The 26,143-nt window shown below is 46.8% G+C and carries 26 protein-coding genes; 10 read left to right on the forward strand and 16 right to left on the reverse strand.

Annotated elements, in window-relative coordinates:
- Window positions 1-14: 14 nt before the first annotated feature.
- Window positions 15-749, reverse strand: a complete 735-nt coding sequence (locus tag SHEWMR4_RS11380) for a class I SAM-dependent methyltransferase (RefSeq protein ID WP_011622923.1) — start codon at window positions 747-749, stop codon at window positions 15-17.
- 168 nt (window positions 750-917) lie between these two features.
- On the opposite strand from SHEWMR4_RS11380, the gene gloB reads away from it, so the two are divergent.
- The gene (gene gloB, locus SHEWMR4_RS11385) at window positions 918-1,721 is read left to right on the forward strand and encodes a hydroxyacylglutathione hydrolase (protein ID WP_041408782.1); all 804 of its coding nucleotides are present in this window, start codon (window positions 918-920) and stop codon (window positions 1,719-1,721) included.
- Between the two features lie 251 nt (window positions 1,722-1,972).
- A complete protein-coding gene (locus SHEWMR4_RS11390) occupies window positions 1,973-3,520 on the forward strand; it encodes a LysM peptidoglycan-binding domain-containing protein (protein ID WP_011622925.1) in 1,548 nt (515 codons plus the stop codon).
- A 228-nt stretch (window positions 3,521-3,748) separates the two neighbouring features.
- On the opposite strand, the gene SHEWMR4_RS11395 is transcribed toward SHEWMR4_RS11390, so the two are convergent.
- The 3 genes from SHEWMR4_RS11395 to SHEWMR4_RS11405 are packed head-to-tail and all read right to left on the reverse strand — an operon-like array spanning window position 3,749 to window position 6,768.
- Window positions 3,749-4,408, reverse strand: a complete 660-nt coding sequence (locus tag SHEWMR4_RS11395) for a BsuPI-related putative proteinase inhibitor (RefSeq protein ID WP_011622926.1) — start codon at window positions 4,406-4,408, stop codon at window positions 3,749-3,751.
- A 2-nt stretch (window positions 4,409-4,410) separates the two neighbouring features.
- Window positions 4,411-6,231, reverse strand: coding sequence for an AsmA family protein (locus SHEWMR4_RS11400; protein ID WP_011622927.1), 1,821 nt, complete (start codon window positions 6,229-6,231; stop codon window positions 4,411-4,413).
- Window positions 6,232-6,273: 42 nt separating this feature from the next.
- A complete protein-coding gene (locus SHEWMR4_RS11405) occupies window positions 6,274-6,768 on the reverse strand; it encodes a putative 4-hydroxy-4-methyl-2-oxoglutarate aldolase (protein WP_011622928.1) in 495 nt (164 codons plus the stop codon).
- A 220-nt stretch (window positions 6,769-6,988) separates the two neighbouring features.
- Here SHEWMR4_RS11405 and SHEWMR4_RS11410 point away from each other — a divergent pair, with 220 nt between their 5' ends.
- Window positions 6,989-7,309, forward strand: coding sequence for a hypothetical protein (locus tag SHEWMR4_RS11410; RefSeq protein WP_011622929.1), 321 nt, complete (start codon window positions 6,989-6,991; stop codon window positions 7,307-7,309).
- A gap of 188 nt (window positions 7,310-7,497) precedes the next feature.
- On the opposite strand, the gene SHEWMR4_RS11415 is transcribed toward SHEWMR4_RS11410, so the two are convergent.
- Window positions 7,498-9,288 (reverse strand): DUF885 domain-containing protein, encoded by a 1,791-nt coding sequence (locus SHEWMR4_RS11415; protein ID WP_011622930.1) that lies wholly within the window; start codon window positions 9,286-9,288, stop codon window positions 7,498-7,500.
- A gap of 312 nt (window positions 9,289-9,600) precedes the next feature.
- Here SHEWMR4_RS11415 and SHEWMR4_RS11420 point away from each other — a divergent pair, with 312 nt between their 5' ends.
- A complete protein-coding gene (locus SHEWMR4_RS11420; protein ID WP_011622931.1) occupies window positions 9,601-11,064 on the forward strand; it encodes a DEAD/DEAH box helicase in 1,464 nt (487 codons plus the stop codon).
- Between the two features lie 45 nt (window positions 11,065-11,109).
- Entirely contained in the window at window positions 11,110-11,610 is a 501-nt protein-coding gene (locus SHEWMR4_RS11425) for a peptidylprolyl isomerase (protein WP_011622932.1), read from the forward strand.
- A 244-nt stretch (window positions 11,611-11,854) separates the two neighbouring features.
- Here SHEWMR4_RS11425 and SHEWMR4_RS11430 read toward each other — a convergent pair whose 3' ends face one another.
- From SHEWMR4_RS11430 to SHEWMR4_RS11440, 3 genes are read right to left on the reverse strand one after another with little or no spacing between them, the layout of a single operon-like run.
- Entirely contained in the window at window positions 11,855-12,295 is a 441-nt protein-coding gene (locus tag SHEWMR4_RS11430; RefSeq protein WP_041408783.1) for a YcgN family cysteine cluster protein, read from the reverse strand.
- Between the two features lie 56 nt (window positions 12,296-12,351).
- On the reverse strand, window positions 12,352-13,353 hold the full coding sequence (locus SHEWMR4_RS11435; RefSeq protein WP_011622934.1) for a lytic transglycosylase domain-containing protein: 1,002 nt from the start codon (window positions 13,351-13,353) through the stop codon (window positions 12,352-12,354).
- Between the two features lie 24 nt (window positions 13,354-13,377).
- On the reverse strand, window positions 13,378-13,656 hold the full coding sequence (locus SHEWMR4_RS11440; protein ID WP_011622935.1) for a YcgL domain-containing protein: 279 nt from the start codon (window positions 13,654-13,656) through the stop codon (window positions 13,378-13,380).
- 123 nt (window positions 13,657-13,779) lie between these two features.
- Between SHEWMR4_RS11440 and minC the strand changes: the two genes are divergently transcribed.
- From minC to minE, 3 genes are read left to right on the forward strand one after another with little or no spacing between them, the layout of a single operon-like run.
- Complete coding sequence (minC, locus tag SHEWMR4_RS11445) at window positions 13,780-14,445, forward strand: septum site-determining protein MinC (protein ID WP_011622936.1); 666 nt, start codon at window positions 13,780-13,782, stop codon at window positions 14,443-14,445.
- 27 nt (window positions 14,446-14,472) lie between these two features.
- Window positions 14,473-15,282 (forward strand): septum site-determining protein MinD, encoded by an 810-nt coding sequence (gene minD / locus SHEWMR4_RS11450; protein WP_011622937.1) that lies wholly within the window; start codon window positions 14,473-14,475, stop codon window positions 15,280-15,282.
- 2 nt (window positions 15,283-15,284) lie between these two features.
- Window positions 15,285-15,542: a cell division topological specificity factor MinE gene (minE, locus tag SHEWMR4_RS11455; RefSeq protein WP_011622938.1), complete on the forward strand. Its 258-nt coding sequence runs from the start codon at window positions 15,285-15,287 to the stop codon at window positions 15,540-15,542.
- Between the two features lie 188 nt (window positions 15,543-15,730).
- On the opposite strand, the gene rnd is transcribed toward minE, so the two are convergent.
- From rnd to tsaB, 7 genes are all read right to left on the reverse strand, one after another.
- Window positions 15,731-16,840: a ribonuclease D gene (gene rnd, locus SHEWMR4_RS11460; RefSeq protein WP_041408784.1), complete on the reverse strand. Its 1,110-nt coding sequence runs from the start codon at window positions 16,838-16,840 to the stop codon at window positions 15,731-15,733.
- Between the two features lie 70 nt (window positions 16,841-16,910).
- Window positions 16,911-18,584 (reverse strand): long-chain-fatty-acid--CoA ligase FadD, encoded by a 1,674-nt coding sequence (fadD, locus tag SHEWMR4_RS11465; protein ID WP_011622940.1) that lies wholly within the window; start codon window positions 18,582-18,584, stop codon window positions 16,911-16,913.
- Between the two features lie 199 nt (window positions 18,585-18,783).
- Window positions 18,784-19,650, reverse strand: a complete 867-nt coding sequence (locus tag SHEWMR4_RS11470; RefSeq protein WP_011622941.1) for an alpha/beta hydrolase — start codon at window positions 19,648-19,650, stop codon at window positions 18,784-18,786.
- Window positions 19,651-19,671: 21 nt separating this feature from the next.
- Window positions 19,672-20,484, reverse strand: a complete 813-nt coding sequence (locus tag SHEWMR4_RS11475) for a class I SAM-dependent methyltransferase (RefSeq protein WP_011622942.1) — start codon at window positions 20,482-20,484, stop codon at window positions 19,672-19,674.
- A 131-nt stretch (window positions 20,485-20,615) separates the two neighbouring features.
- Window positions 20,616-21,323 (reverse strand): M50 family metallopeptidase, encoded by a 708-nt coding sequence (locus tag SHEWMR4_RS11480; RefSeq protein WP_011622943.1) that lies wholly within the window; start codon window positions 21,321-21,323, stop codon window positions 20,616-20,618.
- On the reverse strand, window positions 21,316-21,624 hold the full coding sequence (locus tag SHEWMR4_RS11485; protein ID WP_011622944.1) for a hypothetical protein: 309 nt from the start codon (window positions 21,622-21,624) through the stop codon (window positions 21,316-21,318). The genes SHEWMR4_RS11480 and SHEWMR4_RS11485 overlap by 8 nt, the downstream gene beginning before the upstream one ends.
- 142 nt (window positions 21,625-21,766) lie before the next feature.
- Window positions 21,767-22,477, reverse strand: a complete 711-nt coding sequence (tsaB, locus tag SHEWMR4_RS11490) for a tRNA (adenosine(37)-N6)-threonylcarbamoyltransferase complex dimerization subunit type 1 TsaB (protein WP_011622945.1) — start codon at window positions 22,475-22,477, stop codon at window positions 21,767-21,769.
- A 372-nt stretch (window positions 22,478-22,849) separates the two neighbouring features.
- On the opposite strand from tsaB, the gene hemB reads away from it, so the two are divergent.
- Window positions 22,850-23,848 carry a porphobilinogen synthase gene (hemB, locus tag SHEWMR4_RS11495; RefSeq protein WP_011622946.1) on the forward strand — a complete coding sequence of 333 codons (999 nt, stop codon included), beginning with the start codon at window positions 22,850-22,852 and terminating at the stop codon, window positions 23,846-23,848.
- A gap of 92 nt (window positions 23,849-23,940) precedes the next feature.
- Here the strand turns inward: hemB and SHEWMR4_RS11500 are convergent, their stop codons facing one another.
- Window positions 23,941-24,846 carry a bifunctional methionine sulfoxide reductase B/A protein gene (locus SHEWMR4_RS11500; protein ID WP_011622947.1) on the reverse strand — a complete coding sequence of 302 codons (906 nt, stop codon included), beginning with the start codon at window positions 24,844-24,846 and terminating at the stop codon, window positions 23,941-23,943.
- Window positions 24,847-25,223: 377 nt separating this feature from the next.
- Here SHEWMR4_RS11500 and SHEWMR4_RS11505 point away from each other — a divergent pair, with 377 nt between their 5' ends.
- Entirely contained in the window at window positions 25,224-26,063 is an 840-nt protein-coding gene (locus SHEWMR4_RS11505) for an isopenicillin N synthase family dioxygenase (protein ID WP_011622948.1), read from the forward strand.
- Window positions 26,064-26,143 lie beyond the last annotated feature (80 nt).

Genomic DNA, 26,143 nt, shown 5'->3' on the forward strand with positions numbered 1-26,143 from the left:
TTATATAGATGAACTTATTTGGTATGTTCGGATAAATGTCCGGTTCGACCTGCGCTAGGGGCAGTAGACCAATTAGGTTGTAACACTTTACGTTTGTCGCGGATGGGCGTTAATGGCGACTCTAATTTACGCGCCACAATCAAATATAAACTGCCCGCACTGGGTAGCCAGGAGGCCAAGGTTTGCTGCATAAAACGGCCTTCATTAAACTCACCAATTAAAGGGTGATAGACCAAACGCTCATCGCTCACCACTTGATAACCTAATAATCCCAACCAATCTCGCACCCGAGATGGCATAAAAAAACGTCCGCACCAGGGCAAATTGTCCTGATATTTAGGCCATAACTTGCCAAGAAACACTGGGCTTAGGGGATTAAAACCCACAATAAATAAGTAACCGCCGGCGATCAGCACCCTATCGGTTTCCCGCAAAATACGGTAGGGATCGGCCTCAAATTCGAGCAACAGGCTCATCAGCACCGCATCGATCACCCCATTTTGTAAGGGCAAATGACAAAAATCCCCAATGAGTGAGGCATTTGGCTCTGAACACAAAGAAAAATGATGGGCAACGGGGGATGCCATGCTCGACAGCTCGGCACTTAATGGACCAAGTTTGAGGAGGTGATAACCAAATACCCTCGGCCACCAATCGGCAAGCTTATCGGCCACGGCTTGTTGGAGTGCAGGACCATTGGGCAAATCTTCCCATTGCTCGGGTTTGCGCACAGTACTGTTATACGACACAAGTCTCCTCCCTTCCCGTTACCATTTGCTTAATGCTGAATTGAGATCATCCTATCTTGCCATGACAGCCTTGGCTTTTGTCTCATGCAATACCAACAGTCGCCAAATGGACCCCTCTTATGGATAATAACCCTATCTTCAAATCGAAATACAGCGATCGGCGGTGCTATGCTCACTATAACAGCGATTAATGCCTTTAATGACAATTATATCTGGGTGTTGCGACAAGACTCCCAGCAAAATGTGTATGTGGTTGACCCGGGCGATGCCAATGTCGTACTCGACTACTTACACAAACATCAACTCACGCTTGCAGGTATTTTGATAACCCATCACCATAGGGATCACACTGGAGGGATCGCCGCCCTCGCGGCCCATGTTGAGCAGACAACAGGCCATACCTTAGCGGTTTATGGCCCACAAAGTGAAGCCATTCAAGGCATCAATCTGCCAATTGACCCAAAGCCTAGCGATACACTCACCCTGCCCTTTATCGATGCACCAGTGCATATCTTGTCCGTGCCTGGTCATACGGCTGGGCATATAGCCTATCTGGTTGATGGCGCATTATTTTGCGGTGATACGCTTTTTAGCGCGGGCTGCGGCCGTTTATTTGAAGGCTCGCCAGCGCAGATGTGGCAATCCTTAAGTCTGCTCGCGGCGCTGCCCGATACAACCCGCGTGTACTGCGCCCATGAATACACCCTCGCCAATCTGAAATTTGCCCAAGCGGTCGATACCGATAATGAAGCACTCAAGGCCTATGTGAAACGCACCAACGACCTTCGCGCCCAAAACAAAGCCACCATTCCCTCAACGATAGAATTAGAGCGGGCAATTAATCCCTTCCTGCGTCCATTAGCGCCCACCATAGTCAACAGCATAAAAAATCAGTTTTGTGATCAAGATCTGACTAAAACAGATGAACTGACCTGTTTTACCCTACTCAGGCAGTGGAAAGATATTTTCTAGTTAAAAACGATCCATTTATGGCTGAAATTTATACAATTTTTTCCACTTTTGATGATGTAAATCAAAAGTGACCCTACAAGATGTACGATAATTTAAGGACAAGATCGAAAAGATCCCATAGAATGGCTCGTTTTTGCGTGAATACTTTGCGCTCTGTGTTGCCACTATTTACATAATAATCAATCAATTAGCTTATTTATGCTATTCGATGTGTGCAGTGGCAATGCACTAACAGAGGACTATCGTTTTCCATGAGAGTATCACTTTATGTTGTAGTAGGGGGATTTGCCCTACTCACAGGTTGTCAGACCTTAGACAACCATCAGGTGACCAAACCTGAAGCTGAAACCGTCACAACCGAAAATAGCGTCCCACAGTATTATCTCGCAACCGAACCTGAATCGGCGCAAATTACTGATGTTTGGGAGCGAATTCGTCAAGGAATGCAACTTCCGGTTCCTGACAAAAAATTAGTTAACTATTATCGCGATTGGTACATTAGCAACCCCAAACACCTCGAAGTGATTTCTGAGCGTGCGGCGCCTTACATGTATTTGATCGTCGAAGAGCTTGAAAAGCGCCATCTGCCGATCGAGATCGCACTCTTGCCTATTATTGAAAGTGCTTTCGATCCCAGTGCTTCATCGGCCAGTGCTGCATCTGGGCTTTGGCAATTTACGACTCCAATGGCAAGCCATTTTGGGTTAGAGATGAATTGGTGGTACGACGGCCGTCGTGATGTGCCCGCCTCCACCGTAGCCGCCTTGGACATGCTCGAATACCTGTACGACAAAACCAATAATAATTGGCTCTATGCGATTGCGGCCTACAATTCTGGTGAGTCTCGCGTCCTCAATGCGATTAAACGCAATGAGGATAAAGGACTTAAAACCGATTTTTGGTCACTCGATCTCCCAAAAGAGACTGAGCGTTACGTGCCACAATTATTGGCCCTTGCCGAAGTGATAAAACATGCCGACGAGTACGGTATTACACTCGCGCCAATTGATAACAGCCCTTCTATCGAAGTAGTTGATATCGATAGCCAAATTGACTTGGCCATGGCGGCAGGGCTCGCCAATATGACGACCCATGAGCTATTAAAACTCAATCCTGGATACAATCGCTGGGCGACCGCTCCGACTGGCCCCCATACCTTGGTATTGCCGATTGATAAGTCAGAAGAGTTTAAAAAAGCACTGGCCGAAACCGAGAGTGATGCCCGTGTGAGTTGGCTCAGATACACCATTAAATCCGGTGACAGTATCGGCGCCATCGCCCAGAAACACCATACCACAGTCAATGCGATCCGCGCGGCTAATGGTATGAAAAATAACACTATCGTCGCTGGAAGACATCTGATTATCCCCGTATCCGCCGACGATAAACAGCTATATGCGATGTCAACCAGCCAGAAATTACCCAAAAAAGCGGCAACTTCGACCTCTGGCAATAAGTTGACTTACCAAGTGAAATCCGGCGACACCCTGTGGCAAATAGCTCAAGCTCATAAAGTATCGGTTAAGCAGCTCACTGCTTGGAACCATTTAAGCAAAGACAGTAAATTGCAGATGGGCCAAAAACTGATCATAGTAGCACCGCAAACCCAAGTTGCGGCGGAGCAAATTCGTACCGTCAGCTACAAGGTGAAATCTGGTGATTCGTTAGCACGCATTGCCAGCAAGTTTAAAGTGACCGTCGCTGAACTGCTCGAATGGAACAGCTTAACGCCATCACAATATATTCAACCCGGCCAAGTGTTAAAGCTGGTTGTGGATGAAAGCAATTTAAATGCCTAATGCTGAGTTTGAAAACGGCTTAGATATTGAGTTAAGTCCGACTTATCGGCGAAAGAGCTACAAGCATTAACACTTAAGCCATTTGTAATAATGGCAAACAAAAAGGCAGTAACCCTAGGTTACTGCCTTTTTCATTCGCAAAAAATCGTCCTAAATAGCCTCTTGTCCTTGAAACCCGCTATCTTTCAATCTGCAATCTTAAATACACTGCAGTTTGCAAGAATCCCGTTACTCAAGGGTGAGCAAGTACACGACGGGCGCCATTGCTGGCAATTCGCTCTCCAGCGCCTTTGCGGCAAATTGCGCTTCAAGATGAGCCCCATCATTTGGGATCCCTGCCAAGGCTTTTGGCGGGATCGCAAACCTGACCACTAACTCCTCACCAGCGGCTAACTGCTTATCACGCAGGGCTTGAGTAAACATCATATCGTCAGACCAAGCCCAAAGACGCTTTCCTTGCACTGTGGTCAGTAGCAAATCGGCAGTCATGCCCGAGTGATAACGCAGTGCAACCGCCTGAGTCGAGGGATTACGAACAGTTAATGTCGCCTTAAGCGGCTGTTTAAAATCCACAAAAGCATCGAGGGAAAGCTCACCAGTAAGCAAAGCCTGAGACTGATGGCTCGAGACCTGTTCAACCTTTAAGCTGGATTTTGTCTCTATCCCTTGTAGCTTTGCGGCTAAATCGGCGGTCTGTAACAGTTCAGGTTGTTTAGCCGCCTCGGTACGAATATCCGTTTTTGGCACATTAGGCTGGGCTTGCGGGGCAAAGCAGCCAAATAGCTGCCCCGCTACCAGCACTACACCAAACGGACGCAGGATACGACCTAAGGCCTGCGTTGTTCGAGGCTTAGACCTCGACACTGGCTTGGAGGAGTATTTTAGCATTCCTAAAAACCACCGAGTTTTTTCAGTAAGGAATCCTTTAACTTATCCTTGGCTTTATCCGTTTCTTCCTTCAACTGATTATTCAGTAGCGCTTGGGTATCTAAGGCATATTCAGGCTTTTGGAAGGTGCCGGTGATCGCAAGTGGAATATCAATGCCAGCCAATGCATCTTTTTCGTTGCCGCCTTGACCTTTAAGGGAGTTGACTAAGGTCGTGGTCAATCGATAATCCAAGCCTTCGGTCAGCAGGTTTGCACTGCCCTTACCCGCCACCCGTAATAGTGGTGATGACATGGCAAGATCAGGATTTGTCGCCACACCATTCTCAAGGGTGAAGTTACCCGTCAGGCTCGAAAAGTCGGTTTTACGCTCCTCTTTCGTGTCGGCGGACATATCACCCTTTAACTTGGCCTGAGCGCTACGGATCATTTGCGGAATATTCACCCCGTAAAGGGCACCGTCGGTAATATCAAAACGGCCATTAGCAAGTAGGTTTTTCTTCAACTGCTCTGGAATTAAACTCTTACCTTTGCCTTTGACGTTAAAATTCGCCGTACCTGCCAGGATTTCCAGCTCGGCGGCATCCTTGAGTAATGGACGAATTTGAACACCCGAGATTTGCTTATCAAATTGATAACTCGCGACTTTTGAACGGGCATCGACCTGTGCATTCAGCATCAACTTACCTTGGTAAAGATCCGCAGTCAGTTGCTTAAGGTCGACCACACCATTCTTAATGCCCAAATCCATCAACCAGTTTTGCGTTGATAGGTTCGCCACCTTAATGGATTTTACCGCTAAGGTGAGTTTGGCATCCAAGCCATTGAGCGCGGTGAGATCTGGTTCAGCCGCCTGGGTTTGTGTAGGCGTTGCTGCGGTTTGTTTTTCCGCCGTATCAGATTTAGGCAACAAGGCATCGAGATCAATATCGCCGAGTTGGAAATCCGCGCTAATTTGCGGTACTTTTCCGCCATAATTGACCGCCAACTTGCCCGTTGCATTGATATCCATCGCAGTTAACTTGCTGATGTGCGCAGACAATTGCTTTTTATCTAATGCGATTTGGCTGTTTACACTGACCTCGGCAGTCAATTTTTTATTGGGGATACCTTCACCTTCAACCTGAGTTTCAATATCCAGCTTCTCGATCACCAGTTGATTAAAATCATGGCTTAATTTGATTTGCCCTTCGCCCTTACTGCTCACTGTCATGTCCGGCATGGTCGCGGCAAATTCGTAGCTAATAGGTGCAAATTTATCGAGTGAAAATGCCCCCAGCGTAAATTGCTTTAAGGTTAAGGTTTGGGTTTGTCCCTTGGCTTCATCAATTAAATTGATTTCGGTATTGGTAATCGAAACGCCGCCCACATCAATGCTGGTTAATTGCGCTTTGGCGCTTGGCTCGGCAGGCGTTGCTGGTTTTTCAGCGGCATTGCCCGTTAAACCATCGAGGCTCGAGCTACCATTTTTACGAGTAACCAGATTGATTTTTGCACCATCGAGACTGAGCTGAGCAATTTCAATTTGTTTACTAAAGAGTGGCATAAGCTCGACTTCGGCCACCGCTTTATTCACTTCTAACATAGATTTTGGGGTAAATCCCTCAGGGTTAGAGAGAGAAACACCCCCTAAATTAATCCCTACCGTGGGAAAAAACGTCCACGACAAGTCATCAGCAATGACAAATTCACGCCCAGTTTGTTTTTTAACGGCGTTGACTATTTCCGGTTTAAAATCATTAGGGTCAAAAAATACGGTGAGATATACGGTGACAGCAACGACTAAGGTCACTAGAAGAGCTATAAGCCACTTAATGAATTTCATAGAAACATCCTTATCAATAACATCTTGAATTTTTGATAAAACTTAATTTAAAAAAGCGAAGTTTAATGACTCCTCGCTAACGGCAATGCCATTCTCATCGGCATAAAGCATCATGCCGGGTTTAATCACGACAGTACCAAACTCAATCGGCACATCGATTTGACCTTGGTTTAATTTTTCGGTCTTGATCGGCATAGCCCCTAAGGCATAAACGCCGAGGTTAAAAGTAGAAAGCCTCGCCGCATCACGGACATAGCCATTAATCACCACGCCTTGCCAGCCGTTATCGAGGGCACTTTGTGCAATCAAATCCCCCAATAACGCCCGACGGGACGAACTACCACCATCGACGACTAACACTTTTCCATGACCAGGCTGGGCCAGCACTTCTTTCACTTTGGAGTTATCTTCAAAACATTTAACCGTAACAACTTCACCCCAAAACAAACGCTTACCACCAAAACTACGAAAATCGAGCGGTAACAGCGTCAATTTTGATGGATAGTGATCGAACAAATCAGGCAATAGATCAAGCATTTGGCTCTCCGCGAAGTGAAAAGTTTAGACTAACCATTATTGTAGACCCCTACAAGCCCAATGCGAAACTCGACTTTTTAGTTACTTTTACGCTTTAATTACTTTATGAGCATTGGCAGAAACATGATAATCTGCGATAGTTAACCTCCTATGACACCCGCTTGGGTAAAGCAAATTCATTATTTAGCTTCTCAACTTCTTGTAATAAAGTGAACACCAAATGACAACAGATCTTGATTTGCAAAGCGCTATCGCTGCGCTGGATGAATATGGATATGAGAAAAAAGCCTCAATGGATCTTGAGCAAGCCCGTAATAAACAACAAATGGGAAAATATATCAAATCCCTAGACTACAGTTTACGTCGATTATTGATACTGCAAGAAACTGTTAACGAATTAGTAGAAGAAAAGAAACATCAGCTCGCACAACAAGAAAACATTCAAACCTATAAAACCAAAATCATTAACCTCTCTCGCGAATTAAACCTTTCCTACGAAGAAGTATTAGCCATTATGGCTGATTCTAGCACTAAGAAATAATTAACTTCGATACCCAACATGACTGACCTAATCCGCTAACATTTCTGATAAATGTAAATTCTCAGGAAACATTTGCTTAAGTGATTGTTGTTTTAGAGAGTGATTAATGCATCGCTCACCACCAATTGATGGATAAAACACAAATAGATATAAGGCGCTAACCCTGCGCCTTATATCTGGATGGTAGATTACATCTCTAACATTAATTGGCGAATATATTTCACCGGTGCACTGCCATAACTTAAGAACTTCTCATGGAATGCTTTTAGGTCAAAATCCTTGCCTTTGAGCTGCTTATATTCTTCGCGGAAATCGTAAATTTCGCGGTAACCCGAGTAGTAACTGGTCAGCTGCACTTGGCTTAGGGTGGCACGGCGCCATTTGCCTTCCGCCTCAGCACGTTGCTGGAACGCTTCATCCATCATCAGACTAATGGCTTGCTCTTCAGTCATGCCTTTAACATGAATGCTGTAGTCTAAGATGGTGTTACAGATAACACGTAAATTCCACTTGTAATACATCAACCACATTTCAGGCTCAAAATTACCATAACCCTCTTCAAGCATCATGCGTTCGGTATAAACGGCCCAACCTTCGACCATAGCGCCATTACCAAATAAGCTTTTCACTAAGCTTGGTGACTCATTGGAATAAACTAATTGGGTATAGTGTCCAGGAATCGCCTCATGGATATTTAAAATCTGTAATATCCAGTGGTTATATTCGCGTAAATAGCTTTCTGCGGATTCATCACTCATACCATCGAGTGGCGTGACGTTATAATAGGTATTGCCTAATTTATCATAAGGACCAGGCGCACTAATCGAAGCTCCAGCATAACCACGCATATACTCAGGGGTTTCACGCACGACTAATGGTTTTTTAGGATCTAAGGTCACTAAGTCTTTTTGATTTACAAATTCAATCAACTCAGGAATTTGTTTACGTACTTCGCTCACAAAGTCATCACGCTTAACGTGCTCTGTCGATAATTTATCAATCAATTGGCGAATCGCGATTTTATTGTCGGCAGGTTTTGGCGTAGTGAAATATTTTGGCCACAGCTTGTCGGTGATCTTCGCCATTTCACCTTGCACTCTTTCTTTATCCGCCATGGCTTTTTGATAAAGCTGTTTTGCTGTCATGCCCGCTTGGATATCAAAGGCAAACTTTTGCTCGTATAATTCTTCACCAATTCTAAAGCTGCTGGCACCGTCTTTTTTCAGTTGGCTGACCTGTGCATTTAACCAAGTAATATGTTCGTTAATCGCTTTCGTTGCCGTGTCGAAACGGGATTTAAACAGCGATTTTTCCGCATCTGACAGACCCGAATCCGCCACTTGCTTCAATAAATCATCGGAGAAGACCGAAAACGCACCTTGGTTTTGCATCACAGCCAATTCAGTGTGTTCTAGGGTTGGCTGCTGAATATTGCTGCGCGCCGCGGCGTAATAAGCTGGGATATTTTCCATTCTGGCCAATACGGAGCGTAATCTGTCATCCAGTGGCGCAAAGTTTTCATTGATGATTTGTGCAAAACCGCCCGCCACGTTATAGCTCGAGGGATCCCATTGCCATGATTTAAAGTCGGTGATTTCCCACGCCATGCTGTTTAGCAGATTATCAATCAAGTGATAATCGATGGTTTCGTTAGAGCTCAGAGACTTAAGTTCAAACTGTTTCAGCTTTGCCTGCTGAGTTTTTACAAAGGCAAGGGTCTTAACACGGCTCGCTTCATTGGGGATTTCTAAATAGCCATCATTAACATGTTTGCCGCTGTAAAGCGCCCAGGTTGGCGCTAATTGCCACAAATCATCGATAAAAGTCTGGCTAAATTGTGCAAAGGCGCTGGTCTTCACATCAGCACCGACCACGCTTGATTTGGCGGTATCGGCTGACGCTTGAGTTGATTGCGATTGGCAACCCGCAAGGCCTGTGAGCGATAACAAGATCGCAAGAGAGATGGCGGTTTTCTTCATTCTTTTTCGTCCTTTTTATATTTATGCGTTAATTCCAGTGCCTCGAGGCGACCGTAAGCGTCTAAAAACTTAACTCATCAGACGCCAATAAAAGGACTTAAGTTAATCATATCAGCCGCCTAATTGCAGCTGTGTTGCAAGCGAATACATGCCCAGTTACAAATTTGTAAGCCCGAGTGCCGATAGCGCTCAACTGCCAACCTGCGAGAGATAATCCCCTATTTCACTATCGCTACTGCTATAATAGCGACCTGCTTCGCTGTTCGCCTCAGGCCTACAGTTTGCCAATAAATCATTTAGTTGAGACTCTCAATGCCATTCTCCCAACTTGGATTACACAGCGCGCTTGTCAAAGCGGTGACTGAACTGGGTTACACGACCCCCACGCCGATACAGACAAAGGCCATACCCAGCATTTTAGCGGGCAAGAATGTGCTTGCTGCGGCGCAAACGGGCACAGGTAAAACCGCCAGTTTTGTGCTGCCGCTGCTACACAGATTCGCCGATGCCCCCAAGATCCGCCCTAAGCGAGTGCGGGCCATCATACTCACCCCCACACGTGAGTTAGCGCTTCAGGTCGAAGAAAATATCAACCAATACGCCAAGTATTTACCCTTAACGGCCATGGCGATGTACGGTGGTGTCGACGCCGCGCCGCAAAAGAAACGACTGATTGAAGGCGTCGATTTACTGGTGGCCACGCCAGGGCGTTTGCTCGACATGTATACCCAAAGGGCCATCCGTTTCGATGAAGTTTCAGTATTGGTGCTCGACGAAGCCGACCGCATGCTCGATATGGGCTTTATCGAAGATATTAATAGCATCATAGAAAAGCTGCCCGAGCAGCGACAAAATCTCTTATTTTCAGCCACCTTATCGAAACAGGTGAAAGCGCTGGCAAAATCCGCTATTCCGGACGCCATCGAAATTGAAATCAGCCGTAAGAGCGCGGCGTCGACTCATATTGACCAATGGTTGACCACGGTCGATAAAGATAAAAAGTCAGCGTTGCTGAGTCATTTGATCCAAGAAAATAACTGGTCACAGGCATTAATTTTTATCCAAACCAAACACGGCGCCGCCAAATTGGTTAGCCAGTTAGAAAAGCGTGGCATTGTTGCAGAGGCTTTTCACAGTGGCCGCAGCCAAGCGGTGCGTGAGCAACTGCTTATCGATTTTAAAGCGGGTAAAGTCTCCTTCTTGGTCGCTACGGGTGTGGCCTCACGCGGTATTGATATCGATGCCTTAGCACGGGTGATCAACTACGACTTGCCCGATGAAGCCGACGACTATATTCACCGTATTGGCCGTACAGGACGTGCGGGTAACCAAGGTGAAGCGATTTCGTTTGTCTCTAAGGATGATTTCAGAAACCTATGCGCCATCGAACGTCGCTTAGGTCATGTTATCGTACGCAGGGAGATAGCAGGCTTTGAGCCGAAAAAAATCGTGCCGATTTCCATACTCGATTTTGTGCCTAAATCGGCATCGACAACAGAGCGTAAACCCCATAAACCGACCGACACAAGTGCTCAACCCCGCCCCTATTCGAGCGGCAAGCCGGGCACCTTTGAGGCGACACAAGCCAAGAAGCATCGTAGTGCCAAAGCGACTCCTGCGCCTAAAGCCCCAAAGACAGGGACGGATAGTCGCTCAGGTACTCGTTCAGATAGCCGCCCTACGAGCCCACTGCAAGGTAATCCATGGCAAAACAGCATCAAGCCGCAGGGTGATACCGAACCCCAGGCAAATCCTTGGCACAAAAGCACTAAGTGAATTAGCAGCTTATTAACGAATTAACTCAAAATAGCAGAAGCAAATATGACGATTATTTTTACAACCAACTTCGGTGATATCAGTATCGAACTCGATATGGAGCGCGCGCCCGTTACCGCCAAAAACTTTATCCGCTACTGCCAAGAAGGTTTTTATGAGCACACGATTTTCCATCGAGTGATCAAAGGCTTTATGATCCAAGGCGGTGGTTTTACCGCCAAAATGAAGGAAAAGCCCACCCACGAGCCGATTGTCAACGAAGCCAACAAAGGCCTATCGAATGTGTTGGGCACTATCGCTATGGCCCGTACCGATGCACCGCACTCGGCGACCGCGCAGTTTTTTATTAATACGGCCAACAATGAGTTCCTCGACCACACAGCAACCACGAACAACGGTTGGGGTTATGCGGTATTTGGTAAAGTCACCGCGGGACTCGAGGTCGTACTGCAAATTGAAGGCGTAAAAACCACCCGTGTTGCAGGCCATGAGGACGTGCCACGTGAGCCGATTATTATCGAAAAAGTAACTATTGTTGAAAAATAGTGATTATCGTTGAAAAATAGTCATTCTGGTTGAATAAGTACTTTATCTAATCGAGGAATAGTGTGGCGTTACTTAGCTGTGATACAGCAATAACACCGCCATTCCTTGATAGATAACGCTTTGGTTTTAAAGCCTAGAGAGAAAAAGGAGCACTCAACCCAATGGTTAGTTGCTCCTTTTTGTTCATTAACACCTGATTGTTTATTAATGTCTGTTAATTGAGACAAACGCTGCTGCAATGGCGTTAATCTAGATCTTTCAGCGGCCACAGCACGATATGATCTTCAATATCTTTCACCCTGCGCTCATCCACCACTTTGCCTTGAATCGACATACCCGCAAGGTGCATGGCTTCTTTAGAGCCAGTAAGTAATGGATGCCAGCTTGGTAATTCTCGACCGGCGGCTAAACGACGATAGGCACAGCTATCGGGTAACCACGTCAGTTCATGGACGTTTTGCAGTGTGATCACAGTACATTGGGGAACATGGCTAAAACGGTCACTATAATGCTTGCAGCTAGCACTTTGATGATCGAGCAGTAGGCAAGCTGCATTGGTGTAATACAACTCTTCAGTTTCATCATCGATCAACTTGTTTAAACAACACTTACCACAACCATCGCAGAGGGACTCCCACTCCTGCGACGTCAATTCGGTTAACGCTTTATTCTGCCAAAATGCCATGTTTACGCTTATCTTCATATAAAAAACCCGCTTAGTGCGGGCCATTTTACACCAATTTACTGGGGAGTCTTAATTCTCTCCGATAAATGCACCACAGAGATGCCAAAATAATCGCCCTCGCCTAAATAATTCACCGCTTGCCAGTGCATTAAGGCGCGGTAATTGCCATAGACCAGATATTTTCGGCCTTTGGCGCCGTCGGGCATGATAAGCGAAGCGTGAATATCCTCACGATTGGGTAAATCCGTATTATCGAAACGCCTGACACCTAGCTGTTGCCACTTGGCTAAGGTTTGGGATTGATTGAGTCCGATAAACTCGGCCTTCAGATCCGCCGGTGCTTGAACCTGACGTCCCCAGGTATCCTCCCCATTCCAGCCCTGCTGCTTAAGCAGGTTCGCGGCAGAGGCAAAGGCATCGGTCACATTGTGCCAAATGTCTTTTTTACCATCACCGTCGCCATCTTGGCCGTAGGCTAAATATTCACTCGGAAGCAATTGGGTTTGCCCCATAAAGCCTTTGTCATTGCTTTTAAGATCATCAAACTTAAGATGCTCTTTATCCATGATCAAAAGCGCGGCCATAAACTCCCGCTGGTAACGCGCCGTATCTTCGCCCGTAAAGGCTAACGACGCCATTACAGACAGTACAGGATAATCCCCGGACGCATCACCAAAGTTAGACACTAAGCCCCAGAGCGCCACTAAAAACCGCGGCTGCACCTGATATTTATCAGCAATGTGTGTCAACGTCACTTCATGCTCGTTAAAGAGCACGCGCGCCGTATCCACCTTCCATTCCGGTACCACTTCTGGCAGATAGGTTTCAAGGGTTTTAGATTGGCTTGGCGCTGCGGCCACATTGGCTTTTTTAAAGCGTTTTATCTGCGGAAAAGCCGTATCGAGCGTCGCTTGGCTAATGCCTTGAGCACTCGCCTCTTGCTTAAGCTTAAGAAGATAATCATTGAAGGAGGTATCTTGCCCTAGCGCGCTATGGCTTATCAAGGGCAAGAAAATCAATGTACATGCTGCAACGCGTTTAAGGAGTGTCTTTGGCATATACCATTGTCCGAAGTTTATTGGCTAGTCTTTAATCCCAAGACTTACTCTGTGTTCGGCCAATAAATTAACCTGCGGTGGCGGAATTTGTAAATAAAAACCCTTTTCCTCGAGTGCTGCTCTGACCTTTTGAATATCGGCAATACCGAGGGATTCACGCTTAGCTATGGGGAACACCATCACTAACTGAGGCACACCAAACATATCCAACAGCGCTTGGGGGACGTCATCAAAACAGTCCCTTTTGTTCACAAATAAATAAGTGTCAGCCTTTCGACTACTTTTATAAACCGCACATAGCATAACAGTATAAATATCCAATAGTTCAAACTTGCCAGTCAATGGGGCACACTATAACATGGTCGCCTAGTAATTTAATTGCAAAATCAGCGAACCGACTGATGATTTCTGGAGAATAGTGCCGGGATGTCAAAACCTAGCTTAGAGTTAAAAGGCGCTTCTTTTACTCTTTCAGTGCTTCATATCAATAGCAGCGACTTAAATGCTGTCATGGCTGAATTAGATAGCAAATTGGCACAAGCCCCTCAATTTTTTCTGGGTGCCCCCTTAGTCGTCAACCTCAGCGCCATCCAAGATAACGATTTCAATTTACATGGCTTAAAAGAGTTATTACTTTCCCGCCAGTTAGTTATCGTGGGGATCACCGGGGCAACCATCGCTCTCAGTAATCAAGCCAAGACCCTAGGACTTGCCATAGTGAAAGCGGGCAAACAGAGCGTTACGCCCCCGCCTGCGCCGCGTCAAACTAAGGTTTTGAAGCAAAATATCCGTTCAGGTCAGCAAGTCTATGCAAAAAATGGCGATTTAATCATATTTGGTGCCGTAGGGAATGGCGCTGAAGTCATTGCCGATGGTAGCATTCATATTTATGGCGCATTACGAGGAAAAGCCATGGCGGGCGCGGCTGGCGACAGCAGCGCAGTGATCATCGCCCATTCCCTCGAGGCTGAATTAGTTTCAATAGCAGGGCAATATTGGCTCGCTGAAAATCTACAACAACATAGCTCAGATAAAAGCGGCTGCATTCGCTTAAATGGCGAGTCGCTTATCGTTGAATCATTGCCCCTCTAAATGGCATAAAAAAGGATAGAGAGAAACATGGCACAAATTATTGTTGTCACTTCAGGTAAAGGTGGTGTTGGTAAGACCACATCCAGTGCGGCGATTGCAACTGGACTTGCACTACAAGGGCATAAAACTGTTGTTATCGATTTCGATATAGGCTTACGTAACTTAGATCTGATCATGGGCTGTGAGCGCCGCGTCGTCTATGATTTTGTCAATGTGATCAACGGCGAAGCCAATTTAAATCAGGCTCTGATTAAAGACAAACGCTGCGACAAACTGTTTGTACTGCCTGCATCGCAAACCCGTGATAAAGATGCACTGACCAAAGAAGGCGTGGGTCGTGTGCTTGATGATTTAGCGAAAGAATTTGATTTTATTCTCTGTGACTCACCCGCAGGGATCGAGCAAGGCGCGATGATGGCACTGTATTTTGCCGATATCGCCATTGTGACCACCAACCCTGAAGTGAGCTCGGTTCGGGACTCTGACCGTATTCTGGGTATGCTACAGAGCAAGTCACGCCGCGCCGAACTGAATTTAGAACCGATAAAAGAGTACTTACTGCTGACTCGTTATTCTCCTAGTCGGGTAAAATCGGGCGAAATGTTAAGTGTTGACGATGTAAAAGAAATCCTTGCCATTGAATTACTTGGTGTTATCCCTGAATCACAATCTGTACTCAAGGCCTCTAACTCGGGTGTGCCTGTGATTATCGATCAAGAGAGTGATGCAGGTGCGGCTTACAGTGATACGGTCGCGCGTTTACTGGGTGAAGATGTGCCAGTACGCTTCATTACGGAAGAGAAAAAAGGTTTCTTACAACGGATATTTGGTAGCTAATTATGTCTTTACTCGACTATTTCAAAAGCAAGAAAAAGCCTAGCACTGCGGTAATGGCAAAAGAGCGACTACAAATTATTGTGGCCCATCAACGTGGACAACGGGATACACCCGATTATTTTCCACAGATGAAACAAGAAATTATCGCCGTGATCCGCAAATATGTGCATATTTCTGATGATCAAGTTTCTGTGCAGTTAGATCAGAACGACGATAACCTGTCGGTACTCGAACTTAACGTCACACTGCCTGACAGATAAGTCGAGCGTTGGCGTCATCCTCATCACGGGGATGACGCTTTCTGCTGTGATTTTTCTAGCATTTGGGCGAAATGAGCTGAGTTAAGCCTTGATATAAGTGATTAATTAAAGTGATAAAGGCCTCAACGATTGCCAAGACCTCGATTTTACTTCAGCTTTTAAAATCAGCCTTTAAACAGCCTTAAATATTAAACTTCAAGCTTTGCCAACGATTCGGCGGCAATTTGTCCGCGCCAACCACTCAAGACCGTCGGTAACTCACCCTGCTGCTTATCCCAACGCCATTGTAAATACTCATGAATATGACGTTTTGAGCCTAGCATTTCCATCGGGATGGCATGCTGCTCGCACAGTTCAGTTAAGCAGGTTTTTATGTTCTTAAAGGCCGATTTGTAACCTGGTTTGAGCGCTAAGACATCCACTAATTCTGGTGGATTGTTTAAATCCGCGGTCTGCATCACCCGTAAAATATCTTTACCGTGAATGCGTTTCTCTTGCTCGGTCAAATCGTTCAGTTTGAGCAAATCACTCATGCTCTTAGGTTGTTTCTTCGCAAGAGCAATCAAACCATGATCTTTTATCACAAAGCCCAAGGCTAAATCCCGCGCTAAGGCTTTTTCTAAACGCCACTTCGCCAGCACTTTAAGGTAAGCCAGCTGATTCTCGGTAAGCTGAAAAGCGTTTTTGACTCTCAGGTACGCAGTATCCATATCCGGCGGCGCTAAGCGCCCTTCTGTCATCCGCTCACCTTCTTCATACAGCCAGCCTAAGCGATCTTGCGCTTTAAGCTTGTCGGCGAGTTGCGGATAGAGTTGATACAGATACAACACATCGTTGGCGGCGTAGCTAAGCTGCGCCTCAGTCAAAGGGCGGCGCATCCAGTCGGTGCGCGACTCACCTTTATCAATCACTTCACCTAAACAGGTTTCCACTAACTTGGCATAACCCAGGCCATGGCCCATGCCACATAAAGAGGCGGCAATTTGGCTATCGAATAAGGGCGTTGGTTGACGCTGACCATAGTGGGCGAAGACCTCTAAGTCCTCACTGCAAGAGTGCACTAGTTTGATAATGTTAGGATTATCCAGCAAAGACCAGAATGCACTGAGGTCGGGTAAGGCAACAGGGTCAATTAAGGCTAAGGTTTTACCATCATAGGCTTGAATAAGGCCAAGCTTAGCGTAATAGGTACGTGTGCGCACAAACTCGGTATCTAATACGAGCAGCGGACTCTGTTGATATTGAGCTACGAGGGCATTGAGGCTCGCTTCGTCGCTCACATACTGAAACACTGACAAATTCTTCTCCAGTTCCTGTGGGTTAATCACATTCCATAAAAACAAAAGCCGGCTGATGCCGGCTTCAATCTTACGCGCGCTTCACTTCGTCTCGAAGCTCTCGTCGCAAGATCTTACCCACGTTGGTTTTAGGTAACTCATCCCTAAATTCTACCAGCTTCGGTACTTTATATCCCGTTAAATGCGCGCGGCAATGCTTAATGATGTCGTCAGCGGTTAAAGATTTATCTTTTGCCACCACAAACACCTTTACTAATTCACCGCTCGCGTCATTTGGTACCCCAACTGCGGCCACTTCAATGACTTTAGGATGCAAAGCAACCACTTCTTCGACTTCATTGGGGAAGACGTTGAAGCCCGAAACTAAAATCATGTCTTTCTTACGATCGACGATATAGAAGAAACCTTGTTCATCCATATAACCGATATCGCCCGTGGCGAGCCAGCCGTCTTTATCAATCACTTTGGCGGTCTCTTCTGGACGCTGCCAATAGCCTTTCATGATTTGTGGGCCTTTACCCAACAGCTCACCCGTCTCACCTTGCGGTAACACATTACCCGCATCATCACGTACTTGAATTAAGGTTGATGGTGCCGGGAACCCGATAGAACCGTTGTAGCCATCTAAGTTATAGGGGCAGCATGTGAGTAGCGGTGACGCTTCGGTTAAACCATAACCTTCGAGTAAGCGGGTTTTGGTGATGCTCTGCCATTTGTCGGCTACGGCTTTTTGTACCGCCATCCCGCCACCAATGGATAATTTGAGGCGAGAAAAGTCCAGTTCAGCAAAATCGCTACTGTTCACTAACGCATTAAACAGGGTGTTGACGCCCGTCAGCGCGGTAAAAGGATATTTCTTGAGTTCAGCCACAAACCCTGGAATATCGCGAGGGTTAGTGATTAACAGGTTCTGACTGCCCTTATGTAAAAACAGTAAGCAGTTCACTGTTAATGCAAAAATATGGTAAAGCGGTAAGGCAGTGACCACAAACTCACTGCCATCACGTAGTGCCGGGGAGTAAGCCCCATTCGCCTGCAATACGTTTGCGACCACGTTTCTGTGGGTCAACATGGCGCCCTTTGACACCCCAGTCGTACCACCTGTGTATTGCAAAAAGGCTAAGTCATCACCCGTGATAACCGGTTTGACATACTGCATACGGCGCCCTCTTGAGAGGGTTTCGCGCATCGAGAGTGCATGGGGTAGATCGTATTTAGGCACTAGTTTTTTGATGTATTTAACCACAAAGTTAACTAAGGTGCGTTTTGGCGCACTGAGTTGGTCACCTAAACTTGTGATAATCACGCTTTTTACAGGTGTCTGTTCGACAACTTCTTCCAAGGTACGGGCAAAGTTCGATACCACAACAATAGCCTTAGCGCCCGAGTCGACTAATTGGTGCTTTAATTCGCGCGGAGTGTAAAGTGGGTTAACGTTAACCACTACCATGCCCGCACGTAAAATGCCGAACAGCGCAATGGGATATTGCAGCAAATTCGGCATCATCAGGGCAACGCGGTCACCCTTTTGTAGCTTTAATTCATTTTGCAGATAGGCGGCAAACGCGCGGCTGCGTTCTTCAAGTTTACGGTAAGTTAGCGTAGCTCCCATGTTGATAAATGCTGGTTGATCCGCATATTTAGCCACCGCTGTCTCGAACATATCGACGAGTGATGAATACTGATCCACATTAATCTCAGCAGGCACATCTTTTGGCAAATGATTAATCCAAGGCTGATCCACTACTTTCTCCTAAATCCCCATAACTGCGGACACGGTATCCCTACTACCGTCAATACTCGACAAATACCGAGTTAAAATACCGACTTACATTTTATTGTTATTGATTGCCCCTGATAAATCATACGGGCGTTTTAATTTTGATCATCATCACATAAAAAAAATAAAAAACCTAGCGTCTTTTTTATGTAATCAAAAGCGATTATTCGACAAACTGCTGGATCAAGTGTGCAACCCCTTTGGCGTTATCCATATGCACATGGTGATCGCCCTCGAGCATATGTTCAGACAAGTGTGTGAACCATTTCCTCGCCTTAGGCAGTGCCGACTGCAACTGGCTAAAGCCCTGTTTGCCGCAAATCAATAGGGTCGAGACAGAGATGTGCTGCATCAATGCATCGACCTGCTCAAAGGTAAGTCGCATTGGCGAGTCGAGCCTTAATCTTGGATCACTGCGCCAGGCAACACCATCGGTGGTAGGTTGCATATTGCGCTCGAGTAACAAGCGGCACCAAGGCTCCGCCAGCCCAGTTAAGTGCACTCTGGCTTTTACTGCCGTGTCCATGTTGTCGTAGACTTTTAGCTGTTTATGCTTTTGCGCTAAAAACTTCTCGTGCTGATAAAAACTCTTTCGCAGCCGCGTTTTTGCCTGAGTTGGCGACTCAAATAGTGGGCTTAACGCCTCAATCAAAATCAGTTTGTTAACCTTTTCAGGAAAGGTTGCGGTATACGCGGAGGCAATAATGCCCCCTAACGAATGTCCGATAATGGCCAACGGCTTTTGCGGCAACATCGCCAGTAACGCATCGAGATCGTATAAATAGTCAATCCAATGCAACGGATAATGCCCCGGCCGATGCGCAGAAAAGCCATGACCGGGCCAATCTATGGCAAGTATCTGATAATGAGGCAAATACTCAGCTAGTGGCTCAAAACTGTTCGCATTGTCTAACCAACCATGCAACGCGAGTAATAACGGTTTATCTTTCGCCCCCCATAATCGACCACTCAGCTTGATATGGGGTAACACAAACTCGACTTGATTTTTGGGGGCGAAAGATTGCCACATATTGCCTCTAATGTCAGGTGATTAGCGCGATTTTTTGATAAATTTGAGCGTCATGCGATCGCTCTCACCAATTGCTTGGTATTTTTCCTTATCGGTATCGCCTAGAGCAAAGGAAGGTGGTAGCGTCCATACCCCCTTAGCGTAGTCCTTAGTGTCTTTCGGATTGGCGTTGATTTCTGAGCTTTCGGCTAAGGTAAACCCGACTTTTTTGGCCAGCGCGATCATCTCGTCTTGGTCCATATAGCCAGTACTTATATTCATGCCTTTGTTGGCTCTATGTTCAACCACACCAAACACACCGCCATCTTTAAGCACTTTATAGGAAGCTGTAAACACGTTTTCCAGCTGATCGCTTGAGGCCCAGTTATGCAAGTTACGGAAGGTTAATACCAAGTCCGCACTGCCATCGGCACCTAAATTCATCTTGGCCGGTGGGTCGAGGATCAGCATTTTCGCATTACCAAACAAGGCTTTATTAGCCGTCATCCAAGTATCGAATTTCACGCCCGCTTTGGCACGATAGCGATTACCTGGGGTGTCTGTGCTTGGGTTAGTTTCAAAGCTTGCGGCAATATACTGTCCCTCAGGCGCTAAATAAGGCGCGAGAATTTCCGTGTACCAGCCATTGCCTGGCCAGAGTTCAATCACGGTTTGTGTTGGGGTAATACCAAAAAATGTGAGGGTTTCTGCGGGGTGACGATAACTATCGCGGCTGGCGTTTTTCGCTTGGCGAAACTCGCTCTTAATGGCTTTATCCAAACCTTCATCGGCATAGGCCATGCCTGAACATAGACCAGCAATCAGCATACTGGCGACGAGTGTGACTTTTTTCATAATAATTCTCCTTGGATACCGAAGACTTAAGCTAGCAGTCAATGTAAGAAAATCCAAGAAATAGCCACATAAGTTGGCCAATTAGGCTGTAAATAATTGTGATGCAAGAAAGGCGTTAACGCAGGAGTATTTTAGCGTGACGAGGCAGAATCAATCCTTCGCCAAGCCATAAACAAGGCGCAGATACTGCAAAACAGCCAAATCGCCACCCATATCCATGCAGGGATCCATGAACGCTCAGCCAGCAACACCGCATCGCCCTGCCCTTCGAGCCCAAGTAGTACAGTTGGGCTTGCCAGCGCATTGAGCATGATCATTAGGCCAATGATGCGTAAAAATTGCGTGAGGATTTTGTTTTTGCTGAGTTTTAACGGCAGTAATAGCACTATCGTCAGCACAACTAAAATGGCTAAGGTCAGTAAATCTCTCCCCCACAGCAGACCACTTAACACCACTAAACCGCCCAGAAAGGCAAAGCTTAAGCGAATGCCCTTAGGCCAAGTTGCCAGCAGATAAATAAGGTAACCCCAACAGGCCGCGCCAAAATAACCCGCAAATCCAATCACGAGTGGCGAGCCACCTTGGCTAAAGCAAAACCCAGCGCCATTGGGAAAGAGCTGAATATGACTCACTATGCCGCCACTGAGCACAGTCGCGATCCCATGGGACAACTCGTGAAAATAGCTCTCGAGCCACTTAAAAGGCACGCTCAGGTAAGGAATACGCGTCAGCAATAGCGCCAACATCAGTTCGATGATAAACAAACCGCGGCTAGGAAGACCGCCAGTTAAACGAGGAGTTAAACGGGATTGAGAAGACACGGGCGAGCTATCAGGCATAAATATCCACGCCCACCATCTGCTGAATTTCTTCACGTTTAGCGGCATGTTGGGTTTGTAGGTATTGGGCGATAGCCCCTTGATGACCTCGAGTACTTTGCTCGTAGTCGAGCTGGGCACCGAGTCTAGATTGTAAGTTTTGCGCAGGTCCTTCAGAGGTATCATCAAAGGCTAAGGCCGAAACCGCATCGAGCTCAATCACTGGGCGCGGCGCTTCCGTCGGCGACATTCCCTGTATGACTGCGGGGCGATTACTCGCAACCGCTTGTGTCAAACTCGTTTGAAGCGAATTTACCTGCATCGAAATGCCCAGTTTATATCCTATTAGCCTAGTTAACCTTGTTAGGCTGTTGTGACGAGTGCCTAACTAAGAATTGATGTCTGCATCGAGAACCCATGCAGACACTTTAGATTCTAACGTATCATAGGCAAGAATGAACAGTTTATTCACGTCCCGGCAACTTTTTCCATGTCACAGTATCACGTAAATATACAGGTTCGAGTTCATCGACACTGGTGGTTAATCCCGCTTTGATACCGACTTCGGCCAGCGCTAACATGGCTCGAGCATCGGGATACTTCACCGCCGCTAAGGAAGTAATGCCGCTGCCTAACGCTAGTAACTCGGGATAAGCATCAAACCCAGTGCCACAGCCGACAATGGCTCTATTAAGATCGAATGCCAGTTCAACCTGCTCTGGCACGCTCACTACCTCTTTACCGACTAAGGTGGCAATGCCATCGACGGCAACAAATTGCCCCCAGTACACTTCTCCCATACGAGCATCGATACAACAGAGCACTTGCTCGGCAGCGTGCTCAGCAATCGCCATTTGTGCCATGGCCGCTAAGGTGGAAATGCCGATAACGGGTAGGTCTAACCCTAGGGCTAAACCTTGGGTCATGCTGGTGCAAATACGGATACCCGTAAAACTACCTGGCCCACGGCCGTAGGCAATCGCATCCAGTTTATCTAAGCCGACATTGGCTTGTTTTAATACGGCTTCCACCATAGGCAATAAACGCTGACTATGCTCCCGAGGCGCATCGGCTAACTCAGCAAAAATCTGTCCTTGATAATACAGGGCAGCCGAACAAGCTTCGGTACAAGTGTCGAGGGCGAGAATACAAACAGAGTCTTGGGGTGTTGTCATATAAAAACCGCGCTGTGGGTATAGTTGGACAGACGAAAAGTGACTTATTAGGTCCTGCACTATACCAAGTGTAAATTGGCGCAAATGATAACATCAAATAATCGAAAGCAAAGGCTTAAAAGCGGCGGCTAATAGATCGATTAGCTTAGCGCTGGGTTTGTGATCGCCATCACTAACTCAAAAACCTCTCCGGCCTTTGGCCAAATATTGGGAAACTTTTCCTCCATTTTGGGTCTGAGCAAACAGTGTTGAAGCTTTTGTCTCACTTAATCAAGTTCACCAAAACAAGCACGTCCTAAGCATCGTTTTTACTCTCTCCCACTTACGCGAAGCTTCGCGTAATGCTTTGCACTCTGTAAATAAGGAAATTCAATGAGCAGTACATTCAAAACAAACCTTAAACCCCTTCGCCGTTTAAGACGCCTGCGCCGCACCGAGGCCATGCGTGACCTAGTGCGTGAAACCCAGATTTCCCTAAGCGACTTGGTTCACCCACTCTTCATCGAAGAGCACATCAGCCAAGCCGTGCCCATTTCAACCTTGCCGGGGATCAGCCGTCTGCCCGAGAGTACGCTTGCCGATGAAATTCAAAGGCTTTACGCCCTAGGGATCCGTTATGTGATGCCCTTTGGCATTTCACACACCAAAGATGCGCAGGGCAGCGACACTTGGGATGACAATGGCTTACTCGCGCGAATGATCCGCACCATCAAAACCGCCGCACCAGAGATGATGGTGATCCCCGATATTTGTTTTTGTGAATATACCAACCACGGACACTGCGGCGTAATGCACCATGACGAAGTCTGTAACGATCAAACCGTGGCTAACTTAGTCAAACAATCCATTACTGCCGCCAAAGCCGGAGCCGATATGCTGGCGCCATCGGCCATGATGGACGGCCAGATTAAAGCCATTCGCCAAGGGCTGGATGAGGCAGGCTTTGAGCACATTGCCATTTTGGCCCATGCAGCCAAGTTCGCCTCCTCCTTCTATGGGCCTTTTAGGGCCGCAGTGGATTGTGAACTTAGCGGAAACCGTAAAGGCTACCAACTCGATTACGCCAATGGTCGCCAAGCCTTGCTCGAAGCACTGCTCGATGAAGAGGAAGGCGCAGATATTTTGATGGTGAAACCCGGCACGCCCTATTTGGATGTGTTAAGTCGACTAAGACAGGAAACCCACCTTCCCTTAGCGGCTTATCAGGTTGGCGGCGAATATGCCGGCATTAAGTTTGCCGCTCTGGCTGGCGCCCTCGATGAGCGCGCCGTCGTCACCGAGACCTTTATCGGATTAAAGCGTGCGGGCGCCGATTTAATTGTCAGTTATTACGCGAAACAATATGCCGAATGGTTAGCGCAATCCCGCTAATGCGCTGAGTCTTCAGCCTATCAGCCAAACAATAACGAAAACGCCACCCTATCGGTGGCGTTTTTATCCGTCAATTTACCCGCACATTAAGCCTATGCTTGTAGCTCGGCAAAAAGGGCTCTGATCTTTTCAACCTTTGGCCTTACCACAATTTGGCAATAGGGCTGCTCGCCATGCAGGGCGAAGTAATCATTGTGATAATCCTCCGCAGGATAAAAAGACTCAAAAGCCACCACTTGGGTGACGATCGGCGCATCAAATACCCTTGCCTCGGTTAACTTTGTAATCATGGCGTTAGTCTCTTCAATCTGAGCCGCATCATGGGCAAAGACGACTGAGCGATACTGCGGCCCTTTATCGTTGCCTTGGCGATTAAGCGTGGTGGGATCGTGACTCTCAAATAACACCTGCAGCAACGTTGTAAAGCTGATTTGCGCGGGGTCAAACTCGATGTGCACCACTTCAGCATGCCCAGTTAATCCCGAACACACCGACTTATAATCGGCATCGCTTGCCTCGCCGCCCGAGTAACCAGAGCTGACATTCAGCACACCCTTCAGACTCTTAAAAATCGCTTCAACACACCAAAAACAGCCCGCCCCAAAGGTCGCAAAGGCCGTTTTATGCGTTGATATTGTCACCTCATCGGCGGCTTGAAACACCATGGAGACAGAATTAACGCAGTGACGAATATTCTTCGGCGTTAAATATTCCCCTTCAAACACATGGCCTAAATGACCGCCACACTGGCTACAGACGATTTCGGTACGGCGACCATCTGCGTCGACATGACGACTCACCGCCCCCGGAATTTCATCATCGAAGGCTGGCCAACCACAGTGGGCATTAAACTTATCTTCTGATCGATACAAAGGCGCATGGCATTTTTTGCATAAATACACGCCTTTAGCGTCATGTTTATAATACTCACCGCTAAAGGGACGTTCAGTGCCCTTTTCTTCTATGACATAGCGTTCAAAATCAGTCAGTTTGTTCATAAAAGTCTCCTTTAGCTCCTAAGGTGTTCGCCTGCATAAGACCGTTTATTCCTTAGGTTTATTGCGCCTCGGCCTGAATTGGCTTTTTGGCATAGTAGCCGCTTTAGTCGATAAAATCCTGTTGATTGAGCCATTGCTTAAATAACTGGAGGAAAATTCAGCAATGCTCTACGCCCATCGTTTTCAATGTTTGCACCAAGCAGAGTGCAAAGCTACACTTGCTGCGGGTCAATTCTCTACCCAAATGCTTTCTATATTGGCCGCTTTGCACTAGGGCTTTGCGCACCATACCGATAATGAGATAAGTGGCTACGACTCCTTACCTTTATCCTTAAAAAGTGTTTGGTTAACAACCATATATAACAAGTAGAAACAATATGAAATTAGAAACCATTGATTATCGCGCAGCCGATAGCGCCAAACGCTTTGTCGAATCCCTACGTGAAACGGGCTTTGGTGTGCTCTCTAACCACCCTATCGATAAAGAGCTGGTCGAAAGTATTTACGCTGAGTGGCAAGCCTTTTTCAATTCTGACGCTAAGAACGAGTTTATGTTCAATCGTGAAACCCACGATGGCTTCTTCCCTGCGTCGATTTCTGAAACCGCAAAAGGTCACACGGTTAAAGACATCAAAGAGTATTACCACGTGTACCCTTGGGGTCGTATTCCAGATTCTTTGCGTACCAATATTCTGGCCTACTATGAAAAAGCCAATGCGCTGGCCTCTGAACTGTTAGAGTGGATTGAAACCTACTCGCCAGACGAGGTTAAAGCCAAGTTTTCAATTCCGCTGCCAGAAATGATTGCCGACAGCCACAAAACCCTGCTGCGCATTCTGCATTACCCACCGATGACGGGCGATGAAGAAATGGGCGCTATCCGCGCTGCGGCCCACGAAGATATTAACCTTATCACTGTGCTGCCCGCGGCCAACGAGCCAGGGCTGCAAGTCAAAGCCAAAGACGGCTCTTGGTTAGATGTGCCAAGTGATTTTGGCAACATTATCATCAACATTGGTGATATGTTGCAGGAAGCCTCAGGCGGTTATTTCCCATCGACCTCACACCGAGTGATTAACCCTGAAGGCACGGATAAGACTAAGTCGCGTATTTCTCTGCCCTTATTCTTACACCCAAATCCTTCGGTCGTACTATCTGAGCGTTATACCGCCGACAGCTACTTAATGGAAAGATTGCGTGAGCTGGGCGTACTTTAACTCAGCCCCAAGTAATAGATGCTCAAATTCGCATCAAGATTAAGCAATTAAAGCGCCTTCGGGCGCTTTTTTTATGACAT

Source organism: Shewanella sp. MR-4 (assembly GCF_000014685.1).
Classification (GTDB): domain Bacteria; phylum Pseudomonadota; class Gammaproteobacteria; order Enterobacterales; family Shewanellaceae; genus Shewanella.

Coding starts and splice junctions, on each gene's coding strand:
- tsaB (WP_011622945.1), bottom strand. CDS start 22,477: ATGACAACACCCCAAGACTCTGTTTGTATTCTCGCCCTCGACACTTGT.
- minC (WP_011622936.1), top strand. CDS start 13,780: ATGTCAAAACCTAGCTTAGAGTTAAAAGGCGCTTCTTTTACTCTTTCA.
- SHEWMR4_RS11390 (WP_011622925.1), top strand. CDS start 1,973: ATGAGAGTATCACTTTATGTTGTAGTAGGGGGATTTGCCCTACTCACA.
- SHEWMR4_RS11440 (WP_011622935.1), bottom strand. CDS start 13,656: ATGCTATGTGCGGTTTATAAAAGTAGTCGAAAGGCTGACACTTATTTA.
- SHEWMR4_RS11430 (WP_041408783.1), bottom strand. CDS start 12,295: ATGGCATTTTGGCAGAATAAAGCGTTAACCGAATTGACGTCGCAGGAG.
- SHEWMR4_RS11395 (WP_011622926.1), bottom strand. CDS start 4,408: ATGCTAAAATACTCCTCCAAGCCAGTGTCGAGGTCTAAGCCTCGAACA.
- SHEWMR4_RS11470 (WP_011622941.1), bottom strand. CDS start 19,650: ATGTGGCAATCTTTCGCCCCCAAAAATCAAGTCGAGTTTGTGTTACCC.
- SHEWMR4_RS11500 (WP_011622947.1), bottom strand. CDS start 24,846: ATGAACAAACTGACTGATTTTGAACGCTATGTCATAGAAGAAAAGGGC.
- minD (WP_011622937.1), top strand. CDS start 14,473: ATGGCACAAATTATTGTTGTCACTTCAGGTAAAGGTGGTGTTGGTAAG.
- SHEWMR4_RS11405 (WP_011622928.1), bottom strand. CDS start 6,768: ATGCTTGATCTATTGCCTGATTTGTTCGATCACTATCCATCAAAATTG.
- minE (WP_011622938.1), top strand. CDS start 15,285: ATGTCTTTACTCGACTATTTCAAAAGCAAGAAAAAGCCTAGCACTGCG.
- hemB (WP_011622946.1), top strand. CDS start 22,850: ATGAGCAGTACATTCAAAACAAACCTTAAACCCCTTCGCCGTTTAAGA.
- SHEWMR4_RS11420 (WP_011622931.1), top strand. CDS start 9,601: ATGCCATTCTCCCAACTTGGATTACACAGCGCGCTTGTCAAAGCGGTG.
- SHEWMR4_RS11410 (WP_011622929.1), top strand. CDS start 6,989: ATGACAACAGATCTTGATTTGCAAAGCGCTATCGCTGCGCTGGATGAA.
- SHEWMR4_RS11505 (WP_011622948.1), top strand. CDS start 25,224: ATGAAATTAGAAACCATTGATTATCGCGCAGCCGATAGCGCCAAACGC.
- SHEWMR4_RS11425 (WP_011622932.1), top strand. CDS start 11,110: ATGACGATTATTTTTACAACCAACTTCGGTGATATCAGTATCGAACTC.
- SHEWMR4_RS11400 (WP_011622927.1), bottom strand. CDS start 6,231: ATGAAATTCATTAAGTGGCTTATAGCTCTTCTAGTGACCTTAGTCGTT.
- SHEWMR4_RS11485 (WP_011622944.1), bottom strand. CDS start 21,624: ATGCAGGTAAATTCGCTTCAAACGAGTTTGACACAAGCGGTTGCGAGT.
- gloB (WP_041408782.1), top strand. CDS start 918: ATGCTCACTATAACAGCGATTAATGCCTTTAATGACAATTATATCTGG.
- SHEWMR4_RS11415 (WP_011622930.1), bottom strand. CDS start 9,288: ATGAAGAAAACCGCCATCTCTCTTGCGATCTTGTTATCGCTCACAGGC.
- SHEWMR4_RS11435 (WP_011622934.1), bottom strand. CDS start 13,353: ATGCCAAAGACACTCCTTAAACGCGTTGCAGCATGTACATTGATTTTC.
- SHEWMR4_RS11475 (WP_011622942.1), bottom strand. CDS start 20,484: ATGAAAAAAGTCACACTCGTCGCCAGTATGCTGATTGCTGGTCTATGT.
- SHEWMR4_RS11480 (WP_011622943.1), bottom strand. CDS start 21,323: ATGCCTGATAGCTCGCCCGTGTCTTCTCAATCCCGTTTAACTCCTCGT.